Here is a 19591-nt window from a genome sequence, read left to right on the forward strand (position 1 = left end):
TGGGGCGACTCGGCGGCATAATGTAGCCCCTTTTTTAAGCCCCTACATGTGGAAGGTTCCCGTGACTCAGAAGCCCGACCAGTGTCTTGGTGAGTGGATTGATCGTGAAGCACTTGCAGAAGCGATGATTCCGCTGATCGGTCAGCTCTACCGCAATAACAATGTGGTGAGTTCGATCTATGGCCGCAGCCTGATCAACCAGTCTGTCATCGCGATTCTCAAGGCTCACCGCTTTGCTCGCCATCGTCAGAGCGACGATGCCGAACTGTCCGTCCACGAGACTTTCCCGCTGCTCAAGGCCATGAGCGAGCTCAAGCTGGGCGCCGCTTCGGTGGACCTGGGCAAGCTGGCAGTGAAATTCAAGGAACAAGGCAACGGCCGTACTGCCGAGCAGTTCGTCCGTGAAGAGCTGGCCGACGTGGTTGGCCAGCAGAACGCTGCCGCTCGCAAGGGTACCGACGTGGTGCTGTACGGCTTCGGTCGTATCGGTCGCCTGCTGGCCCGTATCCTCATCGAGAAAACCGGTGGTGGCGACGGCCTGCGCCTGCGTGCCATCGTCGTGCGCAAGGGTGCCAGCAACGACCTGACCAAGCGCGCCAGCCTGCTGCGTCGTGACTCGGTACATGGTTCGTTCAACGGCACCATCACCATCGACGAAGAAAACAACACCATCACCGCCAACGGCAACCTGATCCAGGTTATCTACGCGAAGAACCCGACCGAGGTGGATTACACCCAGTACGGTATCAAGGACGCCCTGCTGGTGGACAACACCGGTGTCTGGCGTGATGCCGACGGCCTGGGCCAGCACCTGGCCTGCCCGGGTATCGACCGCGTTGTCCTGACCGCTCCCGGCAAGGGCAAGCTGAAGAACATCGTGCACGGTATCAACCATGCCGAGATCACCGCCGAGGACAAGATCGTTTCGGCGGCGTCCTGCACCACCAACGCCATCGTTCCTGTGCTGAAGGCGGTCAACGACAAGTTTGGTATCGTCAACGGCCACGTTGAAACCGTTCACTCGTACACCAACGACCAGAACCTGATCGACAACTTCCACAAGGGCGATCGTCGTGGCCGCAGCGCTGCGCTGAACATGGTGATCACCGAAACCGGCGCCGCCACCGCCGCTGCCAAGGCCCTGCCTGAGCTGGCTGGCAAGCTGACCGGTAACGCGATCCGCGTTCCGACGCCGAACGTGTCGATGGCGATCCTGAACCTGAACCTGGGCACCGCCACCACTCGCGAAGAGATGAACGAGTACCTGCGCTACATGGCGCTGCACTCGGACCTGCACAAGCAGATCGACTTCGTGAACTCGCAGGAAGTGGTTTCCACCGACTTCGTCGGTTCGCGCCACGCCGGTGTGGTCGACGCCGAAGCCACCATCTGCAACGATAACCGCGTCGTGCTGTACGTCTGGTACGACAACGAATTCGGTTACAGCTGCCAGGTGGTTCGCGTGATGGAAGACATGGCTGGGGTCAACCCGCCAGCGTTCCCGCGCTAAGCGACTGGAAATGAAAACGCCCCGACTTGTCGGGGCGTTTTTGTTTGTGCCGGAGCCGGTTTTGGCTTTGAGTCTGGTCCGGCCTTTGTGGTTGGCAGCTCACTCTGTTGGGCTGACCACCCTATTGGATAGGCCGCTCTGGTGAGTGATCACTTGTGGCGAGCGGGCTTGCCCGCGCTGGGCTGCAAGGCAGCCCCGAGGTCAGCAGTCGCGGTATGTCAGGCGAAGCGAGCATGCAGGCTTCAGGGGCGCTTTGCGCCCCAGCGCGGGCAAGCCCGCTCGCCACAGGGATATGGCAATGGGGAGAGAGATTGCCACAGGGTATGGGCACGGCGACGTGGCCACAGCAATATGGATACCCCTCTCTCCTTGTGTCACGCCGCGGTCTGCGCGGTACGCAGTGCGTGCTTGTTGCCACGGAACAGCACCAGGGTCGCGATCAGGCCCAGTACTGCCGCGCCACTCAGCCAGATGCCCGGCGCGGCCTTGTTGTCCAGCACGTGGATCAGGTAGGTGCAGGCGGCTGGCGTGAAGCCGCCGAAGGTCGCGGTTGCCAGGCTGTAGGCCAGGGAGAAGCCGGTGGTGCGTACTTCGGCCGGCATGATTTCGGTCAGGGCGACCACCATGGCCCCGTTGTACGAACCGTACAGGAACGACAGCCACAGTTCAGCGATCAGCAGGCGACTGAAGCTCGGGTCGGCCACCAGCCAGGACAGCACCGGGTAGGCGGTCAGGATCGCCAGGATGGTCGCCGCCAGCAGCAGCGGCTTGCGGCCGATCTTGTCGGAGACGGCACCCATCACCGGCAGCCAGAAGAAGTTCGATAGGCCGATGCACACGGTCACCAGCAGCGCATCGAAGTCCGACAGGTGCAGTTCGGCCTTGCCGAAGGTCGGGGTGTAGGCGGTGATCAGGTAGAAGGACACCGTGGTCATCACCACCATCGCCATGCCGGCCAGCACCAGGCCAAAGTTCTGGCCGATCGAGCGCATCACTTCCGACAGGGTTGGGCGATGCTTGCGGGCCTGGAACTCGGGCGTTTCTTCCAGCGAGCGGCGGATGATGAAGATCGCCGGAACGATCATGCAGCCGACCAGGAACGGTACGCGCCAGCCCCATTCACCCATTTCTTCCGGGCTCAGCCAGTGGTTCAGGCCTACACCCAGCAGGCCGGCGAAGACCACGGCGGCCTGTTGGCTGGCGGACTGCCAGCTGACGAAGAAACCCTTGCGGCCCGGGGTCGAGATCTCGGCCAGGTAGACCGAAACGCCACCCAGTTCCACGCCGGCGGAGAAGCCTTGCAGCAGGCGGCCGGCCAGTACCAGCAGCGGTGCGGCAACGCCCAGGGTCGAGTAGCCCGGCACACAGGCAATCAGCACGGTACCGGCGGCCATCAGGGCCAGGGTGATGATCAGGCCCTGGCGACGGCCGTGGCGGTCGATGTAGGCGCCGAGGAAGATCGCCCCCAGTGGGCGCATCAGGAAGCCGGCACCGAAGGTGGCCAGCGAGAGCATCAGCGAAGCGAATGCACTGTCGGCAGGGAAGAAGGTTTTAGCGATGGCCGTGGCGTAGAAGCCGTAGACCATGAAGTCGAACATTTCAAGGAAGTTGCCGCTGACAACGCGAAAGATCGCCTTGCCCTTGCCCGTATTCGAGGCCATTTTTATTCACTCACGTTGGCTGTCTTATAAGCAATCCTTCGTCTTTGCTCGTCCTTACTGACTCTTTCAGGTATACGCACGCTGGCAGAACAGTTTTGTAACGATATGTGTATTAAGGTTTCCGGGCAACAAAAAAGCAAGCTTGCTGGCTAAATGGCATACACCACGGGCTAGAGCGCTCCGCAGCAGTTTCGGGTCGGCTGTGAGTAACGCCTGGTCATGATTGTCAATGGGTCGGCAATGATCTGGCGCATAATGCGCAACCCCGAATGCTGCCCATTGTGAGCCCATGTTCTTTCTCCCGCCTTTCAGGATTGTCTTGCGAATACACCGCCCTTGGCTGGTGGTCCTGGCGCTGCTATCCGGTTGTGAAGGGCAGGATTCGCTGGAGCGCTTTGGTGGTCCGACCATGGGCAGCACCTATTCGATCCAGTACGTGCGTCGTGCCGGTGGGCCGGTGCCGGCTGTGGTCAGGAAGGAAGTCGAGGCGATCCTGGTGCAGGTCGACCAGCAGCTGTCGACCTATCGCGGCGACTCGGATATCGCCCGCTTCAACGATTTGCCGGCCAACGGCTGCCAGGTCGTGCCGGCGTCGATTCTCGAGCTGGTGCGCACTGGCGAAGCGCTCTCCGCTGACAGCGACGGTGCCTACGACCTGACGGTCGAGCCGCTGATGAATCTCTGGGGCTTCGGCCCGCAAGGGCGCCAGGAGAAGGTACCGGATACCGCGCAGCTGGCGGCGGTCCGCCAGCGGGTCGGTCATGCCCATCTGCACATCGACGGCGAACGCCTGTGCAAGGATGCCGCGGTGGAGGTCGACTTCGACAGCATCGCCGCAGGCTACACTGTGGATCTGATTGCCGCGCGGCTGGTGGCGCTGGGTATCGACAGCTTCCTGGCCGAGGTTACGGGTGAGCTCAAGGCGGTAGGGCGCAAGCCCGATGGCAGTCCCTGGCGTGTCGCCCTCGAGGCGCCGCGCGATGACCGGCAGGTTGCGCAACGGATCGTCGATATCGACGGCTATGGGGTGTCCACCTCGGGGGACTATCGCAATTACTTCGAGCAGGGTGGCAAGCGCTACTCCCATACCTTCGATGCGCTGACCGGTGCGCCGATCACCCACGGCCTGGCAGCGGTCACAGTGATTCATCCGTCGACGCTGATGGCCGATGGTTTGTCGACGTTGTTGCTGATCCTCGGCCCTGAGCGAGGTTGGGACTATGCGGAAAAACACGATATCGCCGCATTTTTTGTGATTCGTACCGATAAAGCTTTCGTCACACGAACGAATTCGGCGTTTGACAGATTACTGAAGGCTGCCGGGCATTAACATGTAGTGCAGGCAAAGCTGGCTTACGACGCGACCAAGGGTTAATGTGCGCGGCGTTGACGCATCTATAAACTGCACACCGAGATTTGATCCTGCATGTCGCTGCCGCGACGTGATTTAGCCGCAGGTGCCAAAGGGGTGCCTCGGCCTGTTCTGAGGAGTACGCATGGCTGTCTACAACTACGACGTAGTGGTACTGGGTTCCGGCCCCGCTGGAGAAGGGGCGGCAATGAACGCCGCCAAGGCAGGGCGCAAGGTCGCGATGGTCGACAGCCGCCGGCAGGTCGGTGGCAACTGCACCCACCTGGGGACCATCCCGTCCAAGGCCCTGCGTCACTCCGTGCGGCAGATCATGCAGTTCAACACCAATCCGATGTTCCGGGCCATTGGCGAGCCGCGCTGGTTCTCCTTCCCGGACGTGCTCAAGAGCGCCGAGAAGGTGATCGCCAAGCAGGTTGCCTCGCGTACCGGTTACTATGCACGCAACCGCGTCGACCTGTTCTTCGGCACCGGCAGCTTCGCCGACGAGCAGACCGTCGAAGTCGTCTGCCCGAACGGCGTGGTCGAGAAACTGGTGGCCAAGCACATCATCATCGCCACCGGTTCGCGCCCGTACCGTCCGGCCGATATCGATTTCCACCACCCGCGTATCTACGATAGCGACACCATCCTCAGCCTCGGCCACACCCCGCGCAAACTGATCATCTACGGTGCCGGGGTGATCGGTTGCGAATACGCGTCGATCTTCAGTGGCCTGGGTGTGCTGGTCGAGCTGGTGGACAACCGCGACCAGTTGCTGAGCTTCCTCGACAGCGAGATTTCCCAGGCGTTGAGCTACCACTTCAGCAATAACAACATCACCGTGCGCCACAATGAGGAGTACGAGCGGGTCGAAGGCCTGGACAACGGGGTGATCCTGCACCTGAAGTCCGGCAAGAAGATCAAGGCCGACGCCTTGCTCTGGTGCAACGGTCGTACCGGCAACACTGACAAGCTGGGCATGGAGAACATCGGCGTCAAGGTCAACGGCCGCGGCCAGATCGAAGTCGACGAGAACTATCGTACCTGCCAGCCGAACATCTACGGTGCCGGCGACGTGATCGGCTGGCCGAGCCTGGCCAGTGCCGCCCACGACCAGGGGCGTTCGGCAGCCGGCAGCATTGTCGACAACGGCAGCTGGCGTTATGTCAACGACGTACCGACCGGGATCTACACCATTCCGGAGATCAGTTCGATCGGCAAGAACGAGCATGAGCTGACCAAGGCCAAGGTGCCCTACGAAGTGGGCAAGGCCTTCTTCAAGAGCATGGCGCGTGCGCAGATCGCCGGCGAGCCGCAAGGCATGCTGAAGATCCTGTTCCACCGCGAAACCCTGGAAGTGCTCGGTGTGCACTGCTTCGGCTACCAGGCTTCGGAAATCGTCCACATCGGCCAGGCGATCATGAACCAGCCGGGCGAGAACAACACCCTGAAGTACTTCGTCAACACCACCTTCAACTACCCGACCATGGCCGAAGCCTATCGGGTAGCTGCCTACGACGGCCTGAACCGGCTTTTTTGAGCGGCTCCGGCCGGTGGCCTGAGCCGGCCGGGGAGACCGATTTCAGCCTTTCCCAAGTGTGGCCGTGGCCAAACCGGGAAAGTCTGTAATCAGGCTATCGACGCCGAAGTCGGCGAGCCTGCGCATCAGCGCCGGCTCGTTGACTGTCCACACCGACACGTGCAGACCCTGGCGCTGGGCCCTGAGCAGGCGCTCCGGGGTGCAGAGTGTCCAGTTCAGCGCCAGAATCTCGCAGCCATAGCTCTGGGCGACCTTGAGTGGGTCGAGCCAGGCATATTCGGCCACCAGGCCGCGTGACAGGTCCGGCGTCAGTTCCAGGGCCGCCTTGAGTACCTCGCGCGAGCTGGAGGTGATGGTGACCTTGTCCAGCAGGCCGAAGCGCTGCGCCATTTCACGAATCGCCAGTACCGTGGTCGCCGCGCGGGTGCGCGAGGCACTCTTGACTTCCAGTTGCCAGTGCTCGAAATCGCACTGTTCGAACAGCTCCTCCAGGCGTGGGATCGGGCAGGGCGTGATCCAGCCCGGGCCGCCCTTGCGCGCGTCGTAGGTCACCAGTTCGGCGGCGGTGTGTTCGACCACCTTGCCGCGTCGGTCGGTGGTGCGCTTGAGGGTCGGGTCATGGATGACCATCAGTTCGCCATCCATGGACAGGTGCAAGTCCAGCTCGCAACGGCGCACGCCGTGCTTGAGGCACTCCTGGAAACTGGTCAGGGTGTTTTCCGGCGCTTCGCCTTTGGCGCCACGATGGCCATAAATCAGAGTCACGACTGCTCCTTCAAGGAAAAAATGTCCGGCAAGTAATCGGGGGTAGCACGCAGGTCCCGAGGCTCAATTGGCCTCGGGGTCGTTCTGTTCGCGGGCCTGGCGCCGTTGCTGCGCCTGCTTCTGTAGGATGTAGCGGGCCAGCAGTTGGCGCTGGGCATCGGTCAATGCTTCGAACTCGGTACCGACTTCGAACGAGCCGAAGCTCTGTGGTTCGCAGTGGGTGACCTTGGCCCGCAGCAGCAGGCCGTGGGCCTGCGGCATCAGCACCAGCTTGACCGCCAGGTGGGTGCCGGCCGGGTAGGCCATGTGATGGCTGAACTCGATGCCGCCTTCGGAGAGGATCACCGGCTGCGGTTCGCCGATCTCGCCGAGTATGGTCATGGCCATCACTTGGCTGAGCAGGTCGATGCGCTTGTTCTGGGATTTGAGGTAGGCGGAGAGGGCGCGGTCGCGCTCGCTGACCTGGCGCAGCAGGTGCTGCGATTCGAATTCACTCAGGTGCAGTTCGCTCAGCAGGTTGAAGAGCGGTGAAGCATCCTGCAACACATCCTTGCCCGCCGCGTCGACGGCAGACAGGGGGCGGATTTCCAGTGCGATCGTGTCCTCGATACGGTAGTATTCGCGGCGATCTTCTTCATCTAATGTCGACATGGCGAACCCAAGGCAGAGGCAATGGTCTGAGTGTAAAGCTGCTGACCCGCCCTCGCCACATGGACGTCCTCTTTTCCTCCAAACCAGCCCCCGACATGTTCAGACCACTCTTCGTATTTATCGGTACGCGCTATACCCGTGCAAAACGTCGCAATCATTTCGTTTCCTTCATTTCCCTGACTTCGATCATCGGCCTCGCCCTGGGCGTGGTGGTGATGATCGTGGTGCTTTCGGTGATGAACGGCTTCGATCGTGAAATGCGCGACCGCGTGCTGGGCATGGTGCCCCACGCGACCATCGAATCGGGCGAGCCGATCAGTGACTGGCAGGTCCTGGCGGACAAGGTCCGGCAGGACCCGAAAGTCGCCGCCGTGGCGCCCTTCACCCAGATGCAGGGGCTGTTGACCAACAACGGCCAGGTGCAGAAGGTGTTGCTCAACGCCATCGACCCGGCGCAGGAGCGCAAGGTATCGATCATCGACCGCTTCATGCAGCAGGGCCAGCTCGATGCGTTGGCGCCCGGCAGCTTCGGTATCGTCATCGGCGACAAGGCCGCGACCAAGCTCGGTGTTGGCCTGGGCGACAAGCTGACCTTCGTCGCCCCGGAAGTCTCGGTGACACCGGCGGGCATGTTCCCGCGGATGAAGCGCTTCACCGTGGTCGGGATCTTCCACGTCGGCGCCGGTGAGCTGGACGGCTACCTGGGCCTGACCAACCTTGACGACCTGGCCCGCCTGCATCGCTGGAAACCGGACCAGGTCCAGGGCCTGCGCCTGAAGTTCGACGACCTGTTCCAGGCGCCGCGCGAGGCCTGGGAGATCGCCCAGCGCCTGGGTGACAACCATTTCTACGCCCGTGACTGGACCCGTACCCACGGCAACCTGTACCAGGCGATCAAGATGGAAAAGGCCATGATCGGCCTGCTGTTGCTGCTGATCGTCGCGGTGGCGGCGTTCAATATCATCTCGACGCTGGTGATGGTGGTGAACGACAAGAAGGGTGATATCGCGATCCTGCGTACCCTCGGTGCCACGCCCGGGCAGATCATGGCGATCTTCATGGTCCAGGGCAGCGTGATTGGCGTGGTCGGTACGCTGATCGGCGCGGCGGTGGGGATCTTCGCCGCGCTGAATGTCAGCGCCGCGATTTCCGCTCTCGAAGGCCTGATCGGTCACAAGTTCCTCAATGCCGACGTGTACTTCATCGACTACCTGCCATCGCAGCTGATGGCCGAGGATGTCCTGATGGTCTGCGGCGCGGCATTGGTCCTGAGTTTCCTCGCCACCCTGTATCCAGCCTGGCGTGCGGCGCGCACCCAGCCTGCGGAGGCGCTACGTTATGAGTGAGTTGGGCATGAGTGATAAAGCAGTGCTGAGTTGCCGCAACCTGGGCAAATCCTACGAGGAGGGCCCGGAGTCGGTGGTGGTGCTGTCCGGCCTGCAGCTTGAGCTGTTCGCGGGCGAGCGGGTGGCGATCGTCGGCAGTTCCGGTTCGGGCAAGAGTACCTTGCTCAACCTGCTGGGCGGGCTGGATACGCCGTCCAAGGGCAGTGTCTGGCTGGCCGGCGAGGAATTGTCGGCGCTGGGTGAAAAGGCCCGCGGCCTGCTGCGCAACCGGGCGCTGGGCTTCGTCTACCAGTTCCACCACCTGCTGCCGGAGTTCACCGCGCTGGAGAACGTCTGCATGCCGCTGCTGATCGGTCGCACGGCGATCCCCGAAGCACGCCAGCGCGCCACGGCATTGCTGGAGCGGGTCGGGTTGGGCCATCGCCTGGAGCACAAGCCGGCCGAACTGTCCGGTGGTGAGCGCCAGCGTGTGGCGATCGCCCGGGCACTGGTGAACAAGCCGGGCCTGGTGATGCTCGACGAGCCGACCGGCAACCTCGACCACCACACCGCCCAGGGCATCCAGGACCTGATGCTGGAGCTCAGCACCTCGATGCATACCGCCTTCCTGGTGGTGACCCATGACATGAACCTGGCGCGCCAGATGGACCGTGTGCTGCACCTGACGGACGGCAAGCTGGTCGCTATCTGATTCGCCCAGGCCGGCCCGCGCGGATGTGCGCGGGGTCGGCTCGATTATTTTCTACGGTGGCCTGCGAATGTTCAGACCGTTATCGATTTTCATCGGCACGCGCTATACCCGCGCCAAACGCCGCAATCGTTTTGTTTCGTTCATCTCGATGACCTCGATGATCGGCCTCGCCCTCGGTGTGCTGGCGATGATCGTGGTGCTGTCGGTGATGAACGGCTTCCAGAAGGAAATGCAGTCGCGGATTCTCGGCATGGTGCCCCATGCGACCATCGTCGGGGTCAAGCCCATCGATGACTGGCAGCCGGTGGCCGCCGCCGCGATGAAGAACCCCCAGGTGACGGCGGCAGTGCCTTTCACCGAGATGGACGGGATGCTGTCGTACAAGGGATCGATGCAGCCGATCCAGATCAGCGGGGTCGATCCGGCCCAGGAAGGCAAGGTCTCGATCGTTGCCCAGCACATCGTCCAGGGCAAGCTGGAAGACCTGAAGCCGGGTGAGTTCGGCGTGGTGATCGGCGAAATCACCGCCCGCCGTTTCCGCCTCAATGTCGGCGACAAGCTGACCCTGATCGTTCCGGAAGTCAGCAGCGACCCGGGTGGCATTACCCCGCGCATGCAGCGCCTGAACGTGGTCGGTGTGTTCAAGGTCGGTGCCGAGCTCGATGGTTCCATGGCGTTGATCCACATGGCTGATGCGGCGCAGATCCAGCACTGGCAGCCGAACCAGGTGCAGAGCGTGCGCCTGGCGGTCAAGGACCTGTATGCCGCACCGCAGGTGTCCGCGGCCATCGCCGGCGGCCTGGGGGCCGAGTACAAGGCCGATGACTGGACTCACACCCAGGGCAGCCTGTTCAGCGCGATGAAGATGGAAAAGACCATGATCGGCCTGTTGCTGTTGATGATCGTCGCGGTGGCGGCCTTCAACATCATCGCTACGCTGATCATGGTGGTGAACGACAAGGGGGCGGACATCGCCATCCTGCGTACCATCGGTGCCACACCCCGGCAGATCATGGCGATCTTCATGGTCCAGGGCACGGTGATCGGCATCGTCGGAACCCTGATCGGCGGTGTGCTCGGGGTGATCGCGGCGTTGAACGTCAGCGAACTGGTGGGCTGGATCGAGCGGGTCAGCGGGCAGCACATCTTCAGTTCCGACGTGTACTTCGTCAGCAACCTGCCATCGCAGCTGCAGGGCGGGGATGTGGTGTTGATCTGTTCGGCCGGGTTCATCATGAGCTTTCTCGCGACGCTCTATCCGGCGTATCGCGCGGCGAAGACCGAGCCGGCGCAGGCTTTGCGCTACTCGTAATCCGCGAAAAGGGGCCCTCAAGCCTGGCGCGGCAACTCGATCACGAACCGCGTCCAGCCTTCCTCCGACTCACAGCGAATCTGTCCGCCATGGGCCCGCACGATCGACTGGGTGATCGCCAGCCCCAGCCCGGCATGCTCGCTGCTGCCTTCGTGACGCGCCGGGTCTGCCCGGTAGAAGCGGTCGAACAACCGGGGCAGCAACGCTGCTGCGATCCCCGCACCGCTGTTCTGCACGCTGATGCGCGATCCTGTGGCCGTCGCCTCCAGGCTGAGCTGGATTTCACCTCCTGCCGGCGTAAAGCGCAGGGCATTGTCCAGCAGGTTGGACAGCGCCCGGCGCAACATGCTGCGATCGCCCAGTATGCTTGCCGTGCCGCTACGGGCCAGGCGTACCTGGTTGTCTTCCGCCAGTGGCGCAAAGAACTCCAGCAACACATCCGCCTCGTCCGCCAGTTCCAGTTGCTCGAAGCTGGGGCTCAACAGGCCGTGGTCGGCCTTGGCCAGGTACAGCATGTCGTTGACCAGTTGCGCCATCCATTGCAGTTCCTCGAGGTTGCTGTGCAGTGCCTCGCGGTAGTCTTCCAGTGGGCGAGGGCGGGTCAGCGTGACCTGGGTGTGGGTCAGCAGGTTCGACAACGGTGTGCGTAACTCATGCGCAATATCGGCGGAGAATGCCGAGAGTCGCTGGAACGAGTCTTCCAGGCGTCCAAGCATGGCGTTGAGCGCCTGGCCCAGTTCGGCCAGCTCTGCCGGCATCCGGTCGATGTCCAGGCGCGGGGTCAGGGAGTTGGCGGAGACGCTGCTCGCCACTTCGCTCATCCGTCTTAGCGGGCGCAGGCCGCTGCGGGCGGCCCAGGCACCGAGCAGGGCGGTGGCGAGGGCCGACAGGCCGACCGTCAGCCAGATCAGTTGCTGCATGCGCTGCAGGAAGTGCTGGTGATGGGTGATGTCGAGGATCAGTGTCAGCTCGGGCGAACCCGCCTGGCCCGGGGTGAGTGGCGCATTGAACAGCCGGTAGGCGCTTGCGCCGTCCAGCAGGCTGAGCAGCCCGGGTTGCGTGGGCAAGGTCATGGGCAGGTGCGGGGCGCTGTCGAACCAGGGTTGGCCGTCGGCACCATGGATTCTCAGGGCCTGGTCAGGGCGCAGGTTGATTTCGCCCTGCAGGCGGTCGCGCAATGACTGGAAGTCGGCCGGGTTGTCTACCTGGCCGAGTGTGTTGCGCAGTTCTGCCAGGCGGCCATCCAGCAGTTGCTGGTCGAGTTCGATGAAGTGCGATTCGCTGGCACGGTTGAACAGCACGCCGGCCACCAGCGACACCGTGGCGGTGCAGGCGGCGAACAGCATGGCCAGGCGACCGGCCAGGGACAGGCGGCGCATCACAGGTCCCGCTCTTCGAGCACGTAGCCCATGCCGCGAACGGTGTGGATCAGCTTGTTGGGGTGGGCGTCGTCGATTTTCAGGCGCAGGCGGCGGATGGCGACCTCGATGACGTTGGTGTCGCTGTCGAAGTTCATGTCCCAGACCTGCGAGGCGATCAGGGATTTGGGCAGCACTTCGCCCTGGCGGCGCAGCAGCATTTCCAGCAGGGCGAATTCCTTGGCGGTCAGGTCGATGCGCTGGCCGGCCCGTTCGACCCGGCGGCGGATCAGGTCCAGGCGCAGGTCGGCGACCTGCAGGCTGGTGTCCTGGGTGTTGCCGCCGCCGCGGCGCAGCAGGCTGCGGACCCGGGCCAGCAGTTCGGAAAAGGCGAAGGGCTTGACCAGGTAGTCGTCGGCGCCCAGCTCCAGGCCGTGGACCCGGTCCTCGACCGCGTCACGGGCCGTGAGGAACAGCACCGGGATTTCCAGGCCGGCGGCGCGCACCGCCTGGAGGATCTGCCAGCCGTCGCGACCCGGCAGCATGACGTCGAGGATCAGCAGGTCGTAGTCACCGGTCAGGGCCAGGTGCTGGCCGCTGGTGCCGTCCGCGACCAGCTCGCAGTTGAAGCCGGACTCGTTGAGGCCCTGGCGCAGGTATTGGCCGGTTTTCGCTTGGTCTTCGACGATCAGCAGTTTCATGGATGACTCATGGCAGATGGAACGGTAACGTTATACAGGTCGCCCGGCCACCCGCGCCCAAGCTGACAAAGTTGTAATCTTCCTGTCAGCCTGGTGGCAGCGGCCTGGCCCTACAGTCTTGCACAGAGTGAAACCTGTTCCGTTGGAGTGTGACCATGTTTGTGCGCAATAGCCTCGTGTTTGCCGGCCTGCTGCTGGGTTCCGTGGCCTGGGCCTCGCCGGCCGGGCATTATGACTTCGGCCAGCCGGCGCCGGCTGCGAAGGCGACCCGTACGATCGAAGTGACCATGACCGATATCGCCTTCGATGCCAAGGAGCTTGAGGTCAAGGCCGGTGAAACGGTGCGTTTCGTGCTGGTCAACAAGGGCCGGTTGCTGCACGAGTTCAACCTCGGCGAGGCGGCGATGCATGCCGAGCACCAGCGGGAAATGCTCAAGATGCAGCAGAGCGGCATGCTGACGCCGACCGGCATGAAGATGCCGGCGATGGATCATTCCAGCATGGCGGGCGGCGCCATGGATCATGGCATGATGAAGCACGACGATCCCAACAGTGTGCTGGTCGAGCCGGGCAAGACCGCCGAATTGACCTGGACCTTCAGCAAGGCCGGCACGCTCGAGTTCGCCTGCAACATCCCAGGCCACTACCAGGCGGGCATGGTCGGCAAGCTGAAAATTGACCGCTGAGGCAGGTCGCAGGCCTCGGCACGCTGAAAGCCGGACGTAAACCCGCTAGACTGGGCGGGTTTATTCTTTCAGGTTTTCGTTATGCATCCCGCAGCCGAACATTCGCCGCTGGGCAAGTCCAGTGAATACATCGCCACTTACACGCCATCCCTGCTGTTTCCGATTCCGCGCGCCGCGAAATGGGCCGAGCTGGGGCTGAGTGCCGAGACCTTGCCGTATCACGGCGTGGATTTCTGGAACTGCTTCGAACTGTCCTGGCTGCTGCCGTCGGGCAAGCCGGTGGTGGCCATCGGCGAGTTCAGCATTCCGGCCGACTCGCCGAACATCATCGAGTCCAAGTCGTTCAAGCTGTACCTCAACTCGCTGAACCAGACGCCGTTCGCCGATATCCCGAGCCTGGAAGCGGTGCTGCGCGCCGATCTGTCGAAGGCTGCCGGCAAGCCGGTGGGTGTGCGTATTCGTCGCCTGGGCGACGTGCAGGCCGAGGGCGTGGTGGCGTTGCCGGGCACTTGTATCGATGAGCTGGACATCAGTGTCAGCGACTATGCCCATCCACGGCCTGAGCTGCTGCGTTGTGATGCGTCGCGCCTGGTCGAGGAGAGCGTGCACAGTCACCTGCTCAAGTCCAACTGCCCGGTAACCAGCCAGCCGGACTGGGGCAGCGTGGTGGTCGAGTACCGTGGTGCGGCGCTGGACCATGCCAGTCTGCTGGCCTACCTGGTGAGTTTCCGTCAGCACTCGGACTTTCATGAGCAATGCGTGGAGCGGATCTTCCTCGATCTGCAGCGGCTGCTGAAGCCGGAGAAATTGACGGTGTATGCACGTTATGTGCGCCGTGGCGGGCTGGACATCAATCCGTATCGCAGTACTGAAGTGGTGGACTTCCAGAACCAGCGGCTGGTGCGCCAGTAGGAAGGCTATTTGGCTTGGGAACTTGCCGGTTTTGGGCTTCCGGCTTTTGTGGCGAGCGGGCTTTTGTGGTGAGCGGGCTTGCCCGCGCTCGGCTGCAGAGCAGTCGTAAAGCCATAACCCCCGGTACTTCTGTAGGAGTGCGGCTGCAGGTTTTGGGGGCGCTTCGCACCCCAGTGCGGGCAAGCCCGCTCGCCCCACAGGGATCAGCTCCCACACAGGGATCATCTTCCACGGGGCCCCGCAGAAATTTCCCGGCAGAAATGAAAAAGCCCCGATCAGTCGGGGCTTTTTCTATTGCACTGTCGCTTAGGCTTGAACGACCGGGATCTTCGCGTTGGCCGCAGCGTCGCGGAACTCGGCGATCTGGTCGAAGCTCAGGTAGCGATAGATGTCGGCAGCCATGCTGTCGATGTTCTTCGCGTACTCCATGTATTCCTCGACGGTCGGCAGCTTGCCGAGAATCGAGGAGACCGCCGCCAGCTCGGCCGAAGCCAGGTAGACGTTGGTGGAGTCACCCAGGCGGTTCGGGAAGTTACGGGTCGAAGTGGAGACCACGGTCGAACCGGTCTGCACACGTGCCTGGTTACCCATGCACAGCGAGCAGCCTGGCATTTCCATGCGTGCACCGGCCTTGCCGTAGATGCCGTAGTAGCCTTCCTCGGTCAGCTGGTGGGCGTCCATCTTGGTTGGCGGCGCCAGCCACAGACGGGTTGGGATGCCACCCTTGACCTTGTCCAGCAGCTTGCCGGCAGCGCGGAAGTGGCCGATGTTGGTCATGCACGAACCGATGAACACTTCGTCGATCTTGTCGCCGGCAACGGAGGACAGCAGGCGGGCGTCGTCCGGGTCGTTCGGCGCGCAGAGCACAGGCTCCTTGACGTCGGCCAGGTCGATCTCGATGACTGCAGCGTACTCGGCGTCCTTGTCGGCTTCCAGCAGGTCCGGCTTGGCCAGCCAGGCTTCCATCGCCTGGGCACGACGTTCCATGGTACGGGCATCGCCGTAGCCTTCGCCGATCATCCAGCGCAGCAGGGTGATGTTCGACTTCAGGTATTCGGCGATCGCTTCTTCCGGCAGCTTGATGGTGCAACCGGCGGCGGAACGTTCGGCCGAGGCGTCGGACAGTTCGAACGCTTGCTCGACGGTCAGCTCGTTCAGGCCTTCGATCTCCAGGATGCGACCGGAGAAGATGTTCTTCTTGCCTTTCTTCTCTACGGTCAGCAGGCCCTGCTGGATCGCGTAGTAGGGAATGGCGTGAACCAGGTCGCGCAGGGTGATGCCAGGCTGCAGCTTGCCCTTGAAGCGGACCAGTACCGACTCGGGCATGTCCAGCGGCATCACGCCAGTAGCGGCCGCGAAGGCGACCAGGCCGGAACCGGCCGGGAAGGAGATACCGATCGGGAAGCGGGTGTGGGAGTCGCCACCGGTGCCGACGGTGTCAGGCAGCAGCATGCGGTTCAGCCAGCTGTGGATGATGCCGTCGCCTGGACGCAGGGACACGCCGCCACGGGTCATGATGAAGTCGGGCAGGGTGTGGTGGGTCTTGACGTCGATCGGCTTCGGATAGGCCGCGGTGTGGCAGAAGGACTGCATCACCAGGTCGGCGGAGAAGCCCAGACAAGCCAGGTCCTTCAGTTCGTCACGGGTCATCGGACCGGTGGTGTCCTGGGAGCCGACGGTGGTCATCTTCGGTTCGCAGTAGGTGCCAGGACGGATGCCCTCGACGCCGCAAGCCTTGCCGACCATCTTCTGTGCCAGGGTGAAGCCCTTGGTGCTGGCAGCCGGAGCTTCTGGAGTCTTGAACAGGTCCGATGGCGCCAGGCCCAGCTCGGTGCGAGCCTTGCCGGTCAGGCCGCGGCCGACGATCAGCGGGATACGGCCGCCGGCGCGGACTTCGTCCAGCAGCACTTCGGTTTTCAGTTCAAAGTTGGTGACCAGCTCGTCGCTGCCGTGGCGGCGTACTTCGCCCTTGAACGGATAGACGTCGATGACGTCGCCCATGGCCAGGTTGGTGCAGTCGAATTCGATCGGCAGGGCGCCGGCGTCTTCCATGGTGTTGTAGAAGATCGGGGCGATCTTGGTGCCGAAGCAGAAGCCACCGGCGCGCTTGTTCGGAACGTACGGGATGTCGTCGCCGAAGAACCACAGCACCGAGTTGGTGGCGGATTTACGCGAGGAACCGGTACCGACCACGTCACCGACGTAGGCAACCGGGAAACCCTTGGCCTTGACCGCTTCGATCTGTGCCAGGGGGCCAACCGAACCCGGCTGGGAAGGCTCGATGCCGTCACGGGCCATTTTCAGCATGGCCAGGGCGTGCAGCGGGATGTCAGGGCGCGACCAGGCGTCCGGGGCAGGGGACAGGTCGTCGGTGTTGGTTTCGCCAGGCACCTTGAACACGGTCAGGGTGTACTTCTCGGCGATGGCTGGACGGGCGGTGAACCACTCGCCGGCGGCCCAGGACTCCAGGACGGCCTTGGCGTGGGCGTTGCCGGCCTTGGCTTTTTCAGCGACGTCGTGGAAAGCGTCGAACATCAGCAGGGTGTACTTGAGTTGCTCGGCGGCAACCGGCGCCAGCTCGGCGTCGTCCAGCAGCGCAACCAGGGTCTCGATGTTGTAGCCGCCCTGCATGGTGCCGAGCAGTTCAACCGCGCGCTTCTTGTCCAGCAGCGGAGACTTGGCTTCGCCCTTGGCCAGTGCGGAGAGGAAACCGGCCTTGACGTAGGCGGCCTCGTCCACTCCTGGTGGAACGCGGTTGGTGATCAAGTCAACGAGGAAAGCTTCTTCGCCAGCCGGAGGATTCTTCAGCAGCTCGACCAGGCCTGCGGTTTGTTCGGCGTTAAGCGGCTGGGGCACGATACCCAGGGCTGAGCGCTCTTCGATATGTTTGCGGTAGGCTTCAAGCACAGTTATTACCCTCATCAGTGGTCCCAAATGGGTGTCCGGGACGCTCATCCAGAAATGCACGGTACTCATGCGCTGCGGGGCTTTTTGAGCCGCTTAGCCAGAGTTTCCGCGATTTCCAACAGAAGCTGTTTTCAAAGTTTTACGCCTTCGGAACGGAGCAGATGAGGGTCGGCGCGAGAACTTCCGGGCGGAAATTCCCGAGCCAACGTCGTTCTTCAGGATGAAGGGTGGGTGACCACCCGGTGGATGAAGCGCCCTGGGACGGCTTCACCCTAAACTGTGCTCGTGACGCTTTGAAAACAGCTTCCAACGGACATTGGCGCCTAAAAAGGCAGAACGATTCTACGGCATATTCTGCAGAAAGGTAAGGTAAGCCCTACAGGTTCGGGGGTGACCCTTGTTAGACAAAGGGCTAACATGCGGGCCTGTTTTGCTTCTGCGCGTTTTCCCTGCCCATGCCCAATCAGACTATCAAGACCCCTTGCGTCGGCCTCTGCTCCACTGTCTACGGTGATCTGGTGTGCCGCGGCTGCAAGCGCTTCCACCATGAAGTCATTCACTGGAACGGCTACAGCGAGGAGCAGAAGCGTGCGGTGTGGCTGCGTCTGGAACAGTTGCTGGTGCAGGTGATGGTGGCCAAGGTCGAGGTGTTCGACCCGCTGAAACTGCGCCAGCAGCTGGAGTCGCGCAAGATCCGCTTCGTGCCGCACCAGTCGGAATATTGCTGGGCCTATCAATTGATCGCCCGTGGCGCGCGGGTGATCAACCAGCTGGAGGCCTATGGCATGGTGCTGTTGCCGGAGTTCCGTGACTGGGCCCTGCCGGAACTGCGGGATGCCATCGATCGTGAGTTCTTCCTGTTATCCGAGGCACACTACGAGCGCTATATCGCCCCGGGCTTCCTCAAGGAAGCCCTGGGCGGCTAGGCCTCGCTCGCCATCGTAGGAGTCGGCTTGCTGGCGATCGCGATATCATGAGCGGCGCAGATCGTGTTGGATGGCCGCCGTTGGCGGATCGCCAGCAAGCCGGCTCCCACAGTTGTCGTGTGTTCATATCTCTTGAGTTCGACTCGAACCTGTAGGAGCAGGGCTTGCCCGCGAGGAGGGCCTGGTGTCCAGTGCAGGCCTCAGCCCCTGGCCAGTTCCTCCAGGTGATCGGTGATTTCCTGGGTCTTGAGCACCAGCACGTCACTTTCCAGCGAATCGAGCACCACTTCGGCAGTGTTGCCGATCAATGCCCCGGAAATCCCGGTCCGCGCCACCGTGCCGATCACGGTGACCACCGCGCCGAGCTTGTGGGCCATGTGGGGGATCAGTACATCCGCCGGACCTTCGGCGATATGCAGGTGCTCGTCATCGACATCGAACTCCGCCTGGAAGGCCCGGCACTGCTCGCGATAGCGCGCCTCGATGGTTTCCCGGAGCTGGAACACCGGGTCGGCGGCCGAGAGCATCGGCGACGGATGGGCGCTGATCACGTGCAGATGGCCCTTGGCCAGGCTGGCGATGTCATAGCCGTGATCGACGATGTTCGCGTGCAGGTGACGATGATCCTCGTCCGCATTGCCGACATCCACGGCGGCGAGAACCACGCCGCCGGCCCAGGGGTTCTCGGTCTTGACCATCAGTACCGCGCAGGGGCAGAAGCGTAGCAGTTTCCAGTCCGAAGGGGTCAGCAGGGCCTTTTTCAGCGGACTGTCGGGGCGGTGCTGCTTGATCACCAGGCCACAGCCCTCGGCCTGCTGCACGCCGATGATGGTGTCGTGCAGGGTCCTGTCCCAGGACTGCTCGGCCGTGGCACTGTAGCCGTCGTCATGCAGCTGGCTCTTGAGCAGCGAGAGCAGGGCGCTGTGGTCATGCCGGGGGTCGCACATCAGCAGATGCAGGTGCGCATCCGTGACCTTGGCGATCAGCTTGGCGCGGTGCAGTGCCAGGCTGTGGGCGTGATCGGGGTCGAGTATCACCAGAATGCTGCGGATGGTTTGCATGGTCGGCTTGCTCCAAGAGATCCGAAGGCGGCATGACCTAACTATAGTTGCACCGCGTTCGACCCGAACTTGATACATATCAAGGTGGATGGCTGGTGGTCCGCCCCGGGACCCGTATAATCGGCGGCCTTGAGTTGCCTGACACCCTTGTGAGCCCCATGTTGCCGATTCTTTCGTTGTTCGACCCTCTTCGCTGTGCATTGCCGGGAGCGT

16 protein-coding genes are annotated in these 19591 nt (G+C 62.7%); 9 read left to right on the forward strand and 7 right to left on the reverse strand.

The genetic code is table 11. The features are described 5' to 3' along the window. Positions 1-46: 46 nt before the first annotated feature. The gene (locus HU752_RS10250; RefSeq protein WP_186681775.1) at positions 47-1510 is read left to right on the forward strand and encodes a glyceraldehyde-3-phosphate dehydrogenase; all 1464 of its coding nucleotides are present in this window, start codon (positions 47-49) and stop codon (positions 1508-1510) included. Positions 1511-1884: 374 nt separating this feature from the next. Here the strand turns inward: HU752_RS10250 and HU752_RS10255 are convergent, their stop codons facing one another. Further along, positions 1885-3171 (reverse strand): MFS transporter, encoded by a 1287-nt coding sequence (locus HU752_RS10255; protein ID WP_186681773.1) that lies wholly within the window; start codon positions 3169-3171, stop codon positions 1885-1887. A 289-nt stretch (positions 3172-3460) separates the two neighbouring features. On the opposite strand from HU752_RS10255, the gene HU752_RS10260 reads away from it, so the two are divergent. Both HU752_RS10260 and sthA read left to right on the forward strand, forming a co-directional pair. After that, a complete protein-coding gene (locus HU752_RS10260) occupies positions 3461-4501 on the forward strand; it encodes an FAD:protein FMN transferase (protein WP_186681772.1) in 1041 nt (346 codons plus the stop codon). A gap of 166 nt (positions 4502-4667) precedes the next feature. Further along, a complete protein-coding gene (gene sthA, locus HU752_RS10265; protein WP_186681770.1) occupies positions 4668-6062 on the forward strand; it encodes a Si-specific NAD(P)(+) transhydrogenase in 1395 nt (464 codons plus the stop codon). Positions 6063-6104: 42 nt separating this feature from the next. Here the strand turns inward: sthA and HU752_RS10270 are convergent, their stop codons facing one another. Both HU752_RS10270 and HU752_RS10275 read right to left on the reverse strand, forming a co-directional pair. Next, entirely contained in the window at positions 6105-6827 is a 723-nt protein-coding gene (locus tag HU752_RS10270) for a glycerophosphodiester phosphodiesterase (RefSeq protein WP_186681768.1), read from the reverse strand. 63 nt (positions 6828-6890) lie between these two features. Then, positions 6891-7478 carry a PilZ domain-containing protein gene (locus HU752_RS10275; protein ID WP_186681766.1) on the reverse strand — a complete coding sequence of 196 codons (588 nt, stop codon included), beginning with the start codon at positions 7476-7478 and terminating at the stop codon, positions 6891-6893. Between the two features lie 95 nt (positions 7479-7573). Here HU752_RS10275 and HU752_RS10280 point away from each other — a divergent pair, with 95 nt between their 5' ends. The 3 genes from HU752_RS10280 to HU752_RS10290 all read left to right on the forward strand — a co-directional run bounded on the left by HU752_RS10280 (position 7574) and on the right by HU752_RS10290 (position 10827). Then, positions 7574-8824, forward strand: a complete 1251-nt coding sequence (locus tag HU752_RS10280; RefSeq protein WP_186681764.1) for a lipoprotein-releasing ABC transporter permease subunit — start codon at positions 7574-7576, stop codon at positions 8822-8824. A gap of 7 nt (positions 8825-8831) precedes the next feature. Then, on the forward strand, positions 8832-9515 hold the full coding sequence (gene lolD, locus HU752_RS10285; RefSeq protein ID WP_186681762.1) for a lipoprotein-releasing ABC transporter ATP-binding protein LolD: 684 nt from the start codon (positions 8832-8834) through the stop codon (positions 9513-9515). Positions 9516-9582: 67 nt separating this feature from the next. Further along, the gene (locus HU752_RS10290) at positions 9583-10827 is read left to right on the forward strand and encodes a lipoprotein-releasing ABC transporter permease subunit (protein WP_186681761.1); all 1245 of its coding nucleotides are present in this window, start codon (positions 9583-9585) and stop codon (positions 10825-10827) included. A gap of 17 nt (positions 10828-10844) precedes the next feature. On the opposite strand, the gene HU752_RS10295 is transcribed toward HU752_RS10290, so the two are convergent. Both HU752_RS10295 and HU752_RS10300 read right to left on the reverse strand, forming a co-directional pair. Further along, positions 10845-12206 carry a heavy metal sensor histidine kinase gene (locus HU752_RS10295; protein ID WP_186681759.1) on the reverse strand — a complete coding sequence of 454 codons (1362 nt, stop codon included), beginning with the start codon at positions 12204-12206 and terminating at the stop codon, positions 10845-10847. After that, positions 12206-12886: a heavy metal response regulator transcription factor gene (locus HU752_RS10300; RefSeq protein WP_186681757.1), complete on the reverse strand. Its 681-nt coding sequence runs from the start codon at positions 12884-12886 to the stop codon at positions 12206-12208. The genes HU752_RS10295 and HU752_RS10300 overlap by 1 nt, the downstream gene beginning before the upstream one ends. Positions 12887-13041: 155 nt before the next feature. Between HU752_RS10300 and copI the strand changes: the two genes are divergently transcribed. Both copI and queF read left to right on the forward strand, forming a co-directional pair. Continuing rightward, on the forward strand, positions 13042-13572 hold the full coding sequence (gene copI / locus HU752_RS10305; RefSeq protein WP_186681755.1) for a copper-resistant cuproprotein CopI: 531 nt from the start codon (positions 13042-13044) through the stop codon (positions 13570-13572). Positions 13573-13653: 81 nt separating this feature from the next. Beyond that, positions 13654-14484 (forward strand): NADPH-dependent 7-cyano-7-deazaguanine reductase QueF, encoded by an 831-nt coding sequence (gene queF / locus HU752_RS10310; RefSeq protein ID WP_186681753.1) that lies wholly within the window; start codon positions 13654-13656, stop codon positions 14482-14484. A gap of 306 nt (positions 14485-14790) precedes the next feature. Here the strand turns inward: queF and acnB are convergent, their stop codons facing one another. Then, positions 14791-17391 (reverse strand): bifunctional aconitate hydratase 2/2-methylisocitrate dehydratase, encoded by a 2601-nt coding sequence (acnB, locus tag HU752_RS10315; protein ID WP_186681879.1) that lies wholly within the window; start codon positions 17389-17391, stop codon positions 14791-14793. Positions 17392-17846: 455 nt separating this feature from the next. Between acnB and HU752_RS10320 the strand changes: the two genes are divergently transcribed. Then, the gene (locus tag HU752_RS10320; RefSeq protein ID WP_186681751.1) at positions 17847-18317 is read left to right on the forward strand and encodes a DUF1289 domain-containing protein; all 471 of its coding nucleotides are present in this window, start codon (positions 17847-17849) and stop codon (positions 18315-18317) included. A 200-nt stretch (positions 18318-18517) separates the two neighbouring features. On the opposite strand, the gene HU752_RS10325 is transcribed toward HU752_RS10320, so the two are convergent. Continuing rightward, entirely contained in the window at positions 18518-19378 is an 861-nt protein-coding gene (locus HU752_RS10325; RefSeq protein ID WP_186681750.1) for a universal stress protein, read from the reverse strand. Positions 19379-19591 lie beyond the last annotated feature (213 nt).

The sequence above is a fragment of the Pseudomonas vanderleydeniana genome (assembly GCF_014268755.2).
GTDB classification, from domain to species: Bacteria; Pseudomonadota; Gammaproteobacteria; order Pseudomonadales; family Pseudomonadaceae; genus Aquipseudomonas; species Aquipseudomonas vanderleydeniana.